Below are 9,697 nucleotides of genomic sequence, written 5' to 3'. Positions count from 1 at the left end.
CCACCCCGCAAGGGGGTGCTGGCGGCTAAAGCCGCTTGAGTCGGTTTTCCTCTCCGCGATAAATCACGGAGCTTCCAACCCTCCCAGGAGTTTTACGTGAAAATTACTGTGGAAACCCTATTTGCCCCTAAAGACACCCCCAAGACATTTCTACAAACAGCCCAGTCCTTACAGTTACAAGGGAAGCCCGATTGGTCCGAGAACATTGACCAGTATCTATACGGAAACTCCATTACTGAGGATGATTGAAGTCTTTTTAGATACATCTTTTGCCATTGCTTTATCTTCCATTACAGACCAACATCATGGTAAAGCCGTTTAATTAGCCACTCAACTAGAACACGCCAACCCGGTTTTTATTATAGAGAGATAGCTAGTACAGCAAATCAGATGAGTGGTATTGACAGAGAAATATATATAGAAAACCGAACCAGTCTGATTGACAAACATTTACCCGAAACCGAAAAATCCCAAAGAGAACTGAAAACCGAAGGAATGGTCTATTTATTTAACGATCGCCAGACAATGGAGAGGGTGGGAGAGGAAATTAAGCAAAGAGGAGAAAGGACGGGAGCGGAAGATTCAGAAGACAAATACGAACGCTATGGATTATTTTTTGCCGAACCAATTGGGTATATCCTCAAATTAGATGGAACGAGAATTCCTCTCCACTATGGAGAAATAAAAATAAAAAAAAGCACAGGGAAATATCATGTCATACCTCGCACCAGACCGCGCACCACAAAATCCTGAAAACGCCAAAACGCAAATTACGACCAGAGAAGAAAAACAATGGGAGTTTGCCGAAATCTGGGTAGACCCTTGGCTTTCACCCCCTCATATTCTGATGTTAGTTAAAGAACAATCCGGTAAATTCTCGATTCAAAATCCGGCAGAAAACTATAAATCTATCTTTACCAGTGATACTTACGAAGAAAGTCAAATGTGGTTGCTGGAAGATGAATACGAACGAGTCACAGGTCGGTTTGGGCAACCGGAGTAAAAGCAAGGCGATCGCTTTTTGTTATAGGGGTAGGTTGGGTTGAGGAAGGAAACCCGATGCCCACAAATATTTACCCTAGAAACTCAACGATTCTCTCCGGGATGTAAAAGCGATCGCCCTCCAATTGCGGATAACATATCCCCTAGACTCAGAAACCTTCTGTCAGAGTTTCTGCATCCTCACAGAGATTTTGCTATAAACCCGGTTTCTTGGCATAAGTCAGAGCGATCGCCCATGCTAGAATTATCATAGACCGTAAGGCTGAATGCAGCGTAGAAGCATTAACGTTGAGGAGAATATAACCATGTCTGCAAGAGAACAATTAATTCGTGAGATTTCCCAAATCCCGGATCCTTTAGTAACAGAAGTGTTAAACTTCTTACTCTTCATCAAAGCCAAAAATCAACAAGATGATTCGGCGGCATCAAATTCAGAAACTCAAGAAGAACCATCTTTTTTAAAGTTTATAGATAAAATTAATTCTGAAATTATCGCAGAAGAAAACACCAAGCTACCAACGGACTTCTCCAAGAATATAGACCACTATTTGTATGGATCGCCCAAGGAATAAGCATGAAAAAAATCTTGGCGGATACAGGTTATTGGATTGCCTTACTACAGTCTGTTCAGAAATCATCTGATCACCTCTCAAAGTCCCTCTCCCTCTCTGGGATCCAGATTTAGGGTGAGGGCAATATATTAAGCGACTGGTGAACAAGCTGTAAATCCCGATGACGATCTACATCCCCAAGCTAGAAACATGGCAATTTATCTAAAAAATGTGTCTATTGTCACCAGTGAAATGGTGTTTACTGAATTACTCAATGCTTTTTCGGGAAAGGGACGTTTTTATAGAGAAAAAGCTGTGATATTTATTAATTACGCCTTGGATAATTCTGAAATTCAAGTTGTCAGTCAAACCAATGAACTCTTTAAAAGCGCACTTGAGTTATATCATAGCCGACCCGATCAAGCATGGAGTCACACAGATTGCACCTCATTTAAAATTATGTAACAACAAAATATATTAGAAGCACTCGCTTATGATAAACATTTTGAACAAGCTGGATTTGTTGCTTTATTGCGTTAGGGAATTACGCGATCGCACCCTATTTTTTCCCTCTCCTTGAACCCTGAAACCGGGTTTCTTTGGTAGGAGCGATCGCCTTCCAATTGCGGATACCATATCGCCTGAGACTCAGAAACCTGGCTGATGTGAGGGTTTCTCTATCTTCCCCAAGATGTCAACTAGAAACCGGGTTGATCGGCATTTCTGTGACCAGTAACAATGGTTAGTGTCATGATAACTCGTCTGATTTAACCTCCAAACTTCGTAGGCGGTTAATAGCTGCCGCTAATTCAAAACGTCGGAACATAGCTAAATCTCCCTGGGGAAAAGGACTAATGATATCCAAACCCTTTTCATCAAGATCTGCCATAACTTGATCAAGAATTTCTGGGAGAGTTTTTACCCCATCAATGTATCTGTTTTTAGCGTAAACCATCGCCTCAGCGATCGCCTTTAATTGGTCTTTAGACACCAACTGTTCCACCGCCGATAAATCCACATCCTCCGACCCAAAACTTACCTCATCCACATCTCGCACTTTCACCCGCACATCTCGCTTTCCACGACTAGGATCAAGACTTTCTGGTAGGGGAACCCGTGGCTTAATCTTACCAAACTTTTGACCCCCTTCTGAGGTGCGACCCGTGGTATATTCAGCGGCGATCGCCTTAGCTTTTTCGGTCAATTCCACTGGCTGAAAATTATCCATAGCTATCACCGTATCAGCCACATCAAAATAGTCGCCACTTCCCCCCATCACCAGAATAGTAGACACCCCATAATCATCGTATAGTTGTTTAACCTTATCAATAAAAGGCGTAATCGGTTCCTGTTCCTTCGCAATTAAAGCCTGCATGCGGCGATCGCGAATCATAAAATTAGTCGCCGCCGTATCCTCATCTACCAGTAACACCGGAGGAGTCCGTTTTTCTCCTAAAATTAAGGCTTCCAAGGCTTCCATAATATTAGCCGCTTGGGACGTGCTACCACTAGCATTTTCCGTGGAAAAATCAGTAGTCGATCGCCCTTGGGGAAGCTGATTAATAAAAGGTGAAATATCCACCCCCGCCACACTGCGACCATCTTCGGCGCGCACTTTCACAGCAGCCGCGTCCGTCACCACAAATTCTCTGCCATCATCAGGGATATGGTTATAAACTCCCCTTTCAATAGCTTTAAGAAGAGTCGATTTTCCATGATATCCACCCCCCACAATTAGCGTAATTCCCCTAGGAATACCCAAACCCCTAATCGGTCCCGCGTTGGGTCGGTTTAGTTCAACTTCTAAGGAACCCGGAGACTGAAAAGCGATCGCATTTTCCCTCGATAAGGGGCGGTCATTCACCCCACTTTGGCGCGGTAAAATAGCATCATTAGCAATAAAAGCTACCAGGGAATGATCGCCTAATTGTTGTCGCAGACTTTCCGTATCTTCCACCGTTTCCACGTGACGCTGACAGGCTGCTTCGTCTAGGTTTTCGTATTTGAGGGCGCGATCGACAATAGCCGGAATATCCTCACATAACATAGCCACCGCTTGGCGACCCAGAATATTGCGACCCCTGGCTGGGAGTCCCACAAAAAAGCGAATTTCGATGCCTTTTTCCGACGCGGCGGCTATCGGTTTCCCCCGTTGTAGCGCCGGGTTTCCTCCTATGGTTTTCGGGGTTCGGTTAGCGACCTCCACTAAGTAGGCGGAAGTCCGCGCCAGCACTTCCTGACCAACCCTGGTAATCGCAATCATACCACTTTTACCCGTACCCCGACGACTGCTAATTTCATAAGCCGCGCGGTCAAACTGTCGGGTAAGATAGTCTCTTAGCGCCACTTCTCGGATCGGGTTTTTGTATAGTTGCGGCGGAAAATTGGCGATCGCTGGTGGAATTTGTACCCGAAATTTACTGGGGGAAGCAAAGGGATCGCCCTGGACATAATCAATAATTAGGGTAAAGTCGGGAAATTCATATTCACCCGATATATCTTTATAGGCTTTATAACCTCGGTTGTCGAGGTCTAGTAATTTTTGATGCATATACTGTTTATTATTCATCGGCAAAGTTGACCATTCAAATATATATTATACCAGCCCTTCATGCCGCCATAATATTTTAGCAAATTCGGGGCTGTATCGTCCGCAATTTTTACCCTATTTCATCCGCATCTATATTTAGCTGTTTTTCGCCAATTTCTATATAGTTGTGATGGCCATAAATATAAGGAAATGTCCTCGCTGCAATTTTCACGAATACCGGAGGGGCCGGAAGTAGATGACTTAAACTAGCATCAAATTCGTTGTTGATTTCCCTCAACACTTTAATTTCTGTCTCTAGGGTATCTGATAATTTGTTGATTTTTGCCGATTGCTTGATTAATTTTTCCCAGATAATTTGGGCTTGGGTTTCATACATTTGAGATTGCTTGGCTCTCAGAGATGCTTGCAGATTTTTGACCTTCATTACAGCCACTTTAATATCTTGGTCAATATGCTGTAAGTTAACTGGCAGGTCAGCGATCGCTTGTTGTTCTTGGTGATGAAATTCGGTCATGGCTGCCGCTGATTTATCTTCAGGAAATATCAACTTTACCTGAAAATCTGACCGGATACGGCGGACGGCATGATATTCAGCGATCGCCTCATTTAATCTCTGATTAAGGCTATCCCATTCCTGTTTCAGTTCCCCCAGACTTTTCGCCATAATTTTACCTCTAATTTTATCGACTAATCACAGGGTTGTAAACTACTTAAAAGCACTACTATTCTATCAATAGCTTCTCGTAATTCCTGAGTTGATAAATTCGACTGATTCACTATGATAGCAAAAGCCAAAGGCGAATAACTCTCAGATTTTACATAACCCGCCAGAGAAGACATCCCTCTCATAGTACCAGTTTTTGCCCATACCTGACCCTGTGCTGGCGTATTTTGAAAGCGTCTTTCCAGAGTGCCACTGACCCCCGCCACCGGGATAGCATCTTGATAAATTTCCCAGTGGGGAGAGTTCCACATTACCCGCAAAGTTGCCACCAACACTTGGGGAGTAGCCAGGTTATGACGAGACAACCCAGAACCATCTCGCAGTACATATCCTGACCGACTAACCCCTAAATTATCTAGCACTTCCGCTATCATATTTAATCCCGAACTGGCTGCATCCAAACTAGGTCTTTGGACTCCCAAAGTTCTAACAATTGCCTCAGCAAATACATTGTTACTTTGCATATTTAAAGTCTTCACCAATTCCGACAATGGCGGTGATTCCACCCAGGCAACTTCCGGTTCCGAACGCTGAGAATAATTAGCCAGTATCCCCCTATTGACAGATATTTCTTGTTGTGATAATATGGTTGTGAATCCCTCCAAAAAGTTGGCGCCCGGATTAACAACAGCCGCAAAAACATTTTCTGGTTCCGCCCCAATATGCAACTGCCCAGACACCCGAATAATCGGTTCCGTAAAAGAGCGCCCAATCGCTACAAATTCAGGTTCTGTAGTGCTAACAGTCCGGGTTTGATTATCAATTTGCCAGCCGATTCCTTGTTCAGGTCTAACCCAGGTTACTCGTAAAGGTTGCCCCACATTTTCAGTCGGCCAGAGTTTTAAATCTAGGGAATTTTGATGTAAAATCAGACTATTAACCGGGGCTCCATAACCCGCTTGTACATCTTCCCATTCCCAGTTAGGATTGACAGTCATCCCCGGAAAATATCCGTCCTTAGCCACCAAGGTATCAATTTGGGAAATACCGCGATCGCGCAATTGTTGGGCTAAACTTTCCAGTTCAGTATTAGTAATGGTCGGGTCACCTCTTCCGACAATATAAACATTGCCATTGCCACTACTATAAACAGAAGTACGGATGCGAAAATCTGGCCCTAGTGTTTCTATACTCGCCACCGTAGTTAAGAGTTTAATCGTCGAGGCGGGGAGAAAAAAACGCTCCGAGTCCAGACTATATAAAACTTGGCCAGAGTCTAGGGACTCAACCATAATTCCCCAGCGGGAACGAGAGAATTTGGGGTCAAGGGCGATCGCATTAATTTCAGTTTCTAGTACCGCTGGACATATAGACCTAGGTTCGTTGGCCATAACCGGCACAGAGAAACTGATCAGAGTCGAAAAGAGAGCGATCGCAATTGATTTCATAGTCCTTATTTGGAGAATTGCCACACAGATGTGGAAATATATAAACTGTCAGTATTAATTTAATACATATAACCGTCGTGAAAATTTTTGTTTACCATACCCCCGAATTAACTCCTACAGACAGCATTCCCGATTGTGCGATCGTTGTTGATGTACTCCGAGCCACTACCACCATAGCCACAGCTCTGAACGCAGGGGCGGAAGCCGTGCAAGTCTTCAGCGATATCGATGAACTCATGGAAGTCAGCGAAAAATGGCCCGCCGACAAACGCCTACGAGTTGGTGAAAGGGGGGGGCAAAAAGTCGAAGGTTGTGACCTAGGTAATTCTCCCCTCAACTGTACCCCAGAAGTGGTTGAAGGTAAACGACTCTTTATGACCACCACTAACGGGACCCGCGCCCTCCAGAAGGTTCAGAATGCCCCCGTAGTAATCACATCAGCTTTAGTAAATCGCCGAACCGTCGTAGAATATCTAATGACCACCAAACCAGAAACCATCTGGATAGTAGCATCAGGTTGGGAAGGTAGCTTTTCCCTAGAAGACACCGCCTGTGCCGGAGCCATTATTAATAGCTTGTGTTCAGAAATGGGTTATCCCATAGATAACCTAGGGGGGAATGATGAGGTTTTCGGTGCTGTAGCCCTTTATTACCAATGGCAAAATCAACTATACAAACTCATGAATACCGCCAGCCATGGTCAACGTCTAGCACGTCTCGAATGCTACGACGACCTGAAATATTGCGCTGACACAGACATTGTAACCGTGCTACCCATCCAAAGCGAACCAGGGGTCTTGATTAAATCGAAAATGAAAATGCAGAGTCTTCAATATTGGATTGAACAATCCCTCCCCTTATAGGCTGTTTATTGATGGCTAAGAAAAATTCTCTGGCTATTAGATCATAAATAATTGATGAATTACTCCCCTCTCTGCCTATGGGAGAGGGGTTGAGCGTGAGGGTTGGAAGTATGCTTGATTAGGAAAGACAGGTTGATATTCTATGAGCAACAACTGAAAACCCGGCTTCCGCAAAGAAACCAGGTTTTCTGTTGTCACAATGTTTTAATTAGACTTATTGTGCATCATCAGTTTCCGACTGCTGAAAAGCCTTAGCAGTTTTCTCTTGAGCCAACTTGAGAATCAGCACGCCGAGAGGAGGCAGACACAAATCAAGGGATTGGGGATAATTATGGAACCACCACTCATCAGTCCATTTTCCGCCCAAATTACCCATATTGCTGCCACCGTATTCACCAGAATCGCTATTAAACAACTCCGTATAGAAGCCGACTTCGGGAACGCCGACGCGGTAATGGCTATGGGGTTGGGGAGTGAAATTACAAACCACTACCACAAACTCACCTGTATCCTTAGAACGGCGGATAAAAGAGACCACACTATGGCGGTTATCGCTACAATCAACCCACTGGAACCCGGCTTCCGCAAAGTCCTGGTCATAGAGAGCCGGTTCACTGCGGTAGAGAGTATTTATATCTTTAAAAAAGCGCTGAATCCCTTTGTGTGCATCAAACTGCAACATTTCCCATTCCAAGGTTCCCCAAGCATTCCACTCCTTCCATTGAGCAAACTCCATCCCCATGAAGATAGTTTTCTTACCAGGGTGAGCAAACATATAGGTAAATAAAGCGCGGACATTAGCAAATTTTTGCCAATCATCCCCTGGCATTTTACCGAGAATATTGCTTTTACCATGTACGACCTCATCATGAGACAAAGCCAACATGAAATTCTCGCTGTGGTGATACCACATACTAAAGGTAATGTTATTTTGGTGGAACTGGCGGAACCAGGGGTCCATGTGGAAATAATCCAACATATCGTGCATCCAACCCATGTTCCACTTGAGGTTAAAGCCTAAACCACCGACATAGGTTGGCCAGGAAACCATTGGCCAGGAAGTGGATTCTTCAGCAATGGAGAGGATACCAGGGAAGTAGCTAAAAATGACATGGTTAGTCTGGCGAATGAAGTCAGCAGCTTCGATATTTTCACACCCGCCATAATCGTTAGCGACCCATTCCCCATCTTCCCGACAATAGTTGAGGTAAAGCATGGAAGCGACAGCATCAACCCGAATACCATCGATGTGATACTTCTCAAACCAAAACAGAGCATTAGCTACCAGGAAGTTACGGACTTCATTACGCGAGTAATTAAATACAAGGGTTCCCCATCCTTTGTGTTCACCTTTGCGGGGGTCTCCGTGTTCGTAAAGGTGGGTTCCGTCAAAGAATGCCAACCCGTGACCGTCTTTGGGGAAGTGACCAGGTACCCAGTCCACAATTATCCCAATACCGTTTTGGTGACACTTATCTACGAAGTACATAAAATCTTCGGGAGTGCCAAACCGGGAAGTGGGAGCATAGTAGCCTGTAACCTGATAACCCCAGGACCCATCAAAGGGGTGTTCGGCAACGGGTAGAATTTCGATATGGGTAAAACCTAGTTCTTTGACGTAGGGAATCATTTGATCGGCCATTTCCCGATAGGTAAAGAACCGACTACCGGGATCCAGTTCTACGGCCTGTACAGGAGGCTCAACGGTTCCATCGGGTAATGTGTGGGGTTCAGAAAAGGGAGCGCGATTCCAAGAACCTAGGTGACATTCATAAACAGAGACGGGGTGTTCGAGAGGGTCGGTATTCCGCCGCTTCTCCATCCATTCGTCATCGTTCCACTTGTAGTTATTTAACTCAGCTACAATTGAGGCGGTTTTGGGTCGGACTTCCTGTTGGAAACCGTAGGGGTCGGATTTTTCGTAAATGTGACCCTCGAAGTTTTTGATTTCGTATTTGTAGGCTTCTCCTACACCAATTTCAGGAATAAAGAGTTCCCAGACTCCGTTACCAAATTTCCGCATTTGGTGTTTGCGACCATCCCAGTGGTTAAAGTTCCCCAGAATTGAGACGTTGCGAGCGTTGGGAGCCCAAACGGCAAAGTAGACCCCATCCACGCCATTTAAGTTCATGGGGTGAGCGCCGAGTTTTTCGTAAATACGATGGTGATTACCTTCGGTGAATAGGTGAATATCAAAATCGGTTAATTTGGGGGAACGGAAAGCATAGGGGTCGTGGGTGACGCGCTCGTGTTCCCCTTCCTTGAAGCGCAGTTTATAGTTTTTCAGTTCGGGAATATCAATAACACACTCGAAGAAGTGGGGGTTATGAACGGAGTACATGGGGTACTCTTTCCGTTCTTCGGGTAGTACAACCCATGCTGCATCAGCGGTGGGGAGATAGGCTCGCACGGCCCATAGGCTTTTTCCATCTTTCTCAATTTGATGGGGGCCTAGGACTTCAAAGGGGTCGTGGTGATGGTTCCAAACAATCTTGTCAATCTGATCTAATGCTATGGTCATGGATATCAAACGCTCTACAACAAAAAGATTACTAGAGTTAACACTGATACATTTACGCGACATTTTTCCGGTTGTTCCCGGACAATGCGACGATAGC

Annotated in this window: 10 protein-coding genes; 6 read left to right on the top strand and 4 right to left on the bottom strand. The window is 44.8% G+C overall.

Annotated elements, in window-relative coordinates:
* Positions 1 to 390 precede the first annotated feature (390 nt).
* From P5683_RS19840 to P5683_RS19820, 5 genes are all read left to right on the top strand, one after another.
* On the top strand, positions 391 to 753 hold the full coding sequence (locus tag P5683_RS19840; protein WP_006622789.1) for a DUF6972 family protein: 363 nt from the start codon (positions 391 to 393) through the stop codon (positions 751 to 753).
* The gene (locus P5683_RS19835) at positions 713 to 1,003 is read left to right on the top strand and encodes a hypothetical protein (protein WP_006622790.1); all 291 of its coding nucleotides are present in this window, start codon (positions 713 to 715) and stop codon (positions 1,001 to 1,003) included. Before P5683_RS19840 ends, P5683_RS19835 begins: the two co-directional genes overlap by 41 nt.
* A 39-nt stretch (positions 1,004 to 1,042) precedes the next feature.
* Positions 1,043 to 1,255 (top strand): hypothetical protein, encoded by a 213-nt coding sequence (locus tag P5683_RS19830; protein WP_152343995.1) that lies wholly within the window; start codon positions 1,043 to 1,045, stop codon positions 1,253 to 1,255.
* 52 nt (positions 1,256 to 1,307) lie between these two features.
* Positions 1,308 to 1,574, top strand: a complete 267-nt coding sequence (locus P5683_RS19825) for a hypothetical protein (RefSeq protein ID WP_006622801.1) — start codon at positions 1,308 to 1,310, stop codon at positions 1,572 to 1,574.
* Between the two features lie 189 nt (positions 1,575 to 1,763).
* Positions 1,764 to 2,018, top strand: coding sequence for a type II toxin-antitoxin system VapC family toxin (locus P5683_RS19820; protein WP_006622802.1), 255 nt, complete (start codon positions 1,764 to 1,766; stop codon positions 2,016 to 2,018).
* Between the two features lie 283 nt (positions 2,019 to 2,301).
* Here P5683_RS19820 and P5683_RS19815 read toward each other — a convergent pair whose 3' ends face one another.
* The 3 genes from P5683_RS19815 to dacB all read right to left on the bottom strand — a co-directional run bounded on the left by P5683_RS19815 (position 2,302) and on the right by dacB (position 6,216).
* Positions 2,302 to 4,122, bottom strand: coding sequence for an ABC-ATPase domain-containing protein (locus P5683_RS19815; protein WP_315640944.1), 1,821 nt, complete (start codon positions 4,120 to 4,122; stop codon positions 2,302 to 2,304).
* 91 nt (positions 4,123 to 4,213) lie between these two features.
* On the bottom strand, positions 4,214 to 4,768 hold the full coding sequence (locus P5683_RS19810; RefSeq protein ID WP_006622805.1) for a hypothetical protein: 555 nt from the start codon (positions 4,766 to 4,768) through the stop codon (positions 4,214 to 4,216).
* 23 nt (positions 4,769 to 4,791) lie between these two features.
* A complete protein-coding gene (gene dacB, locus P5683_RS19805) occupies positions 4,792 to 6,216 on the bottom strand; it encodes a D-alanyl-D-alanine carboxypeptidase/D-alanyl-D-alanine-endopeptidase (RefSeq protein ID WP_315640943.1) in 1,425 nt (474 codons plus the stop codon).
* A 77-nt stretch (positions 6,217 to 6,293) separates the two neighbouring features.
* Between dacB and P5683_RS19800 the strand changes: the two genes are divergently transcribed.
* Positions 6,294 to 7,079 carry a 2-phosphosulfolactate phosphatase family protein gene (locus tag P5683_RS19800; RefSeq protein WP_006622807.1) on the top strand — a complete coding sequence of 262 codons (786 nt, stop codon included), beginning with the start codon at positions 6,294 to 6,296 and terminating at the stop codon, positions 7,077 to 7,079.
* A gap of 214 nt (positions 7,080 to 7,293) precedes the next feature.
* On the opposite strand, the gene glgB is transcribed toward P5683_RS19800, so the two are convergent.
* Positions 7,294 to 9,600, bottom strand: a complete 2,307-nt coding sequence (gene glgB / locus P5683_RS19795) for a 1,4-alpha-glucan branching enzyme (RefSeq protein ID WP_008056071.1) — start codon at positions 9,598 to 9,600, stop codon at positions 7,294 to 7,296.
* Between the last annotated feature and the right edge of the window lie 97 nt (positions 9,601 to 9,697).

The sequence above is a fragment of the Limnospira sp. PMC 1279.21 genome, from assembly GCF_032349615.1.
GTDB lineage: Bacteria > Cyanobacteriota > Cyanobacteriia > Cyanobacteriales > Microcoleaceae > Limnospira > Limnospira fusiformis.
This window is presented reverse-complemented; position numbering and strand designations above follow the sequence as displayed.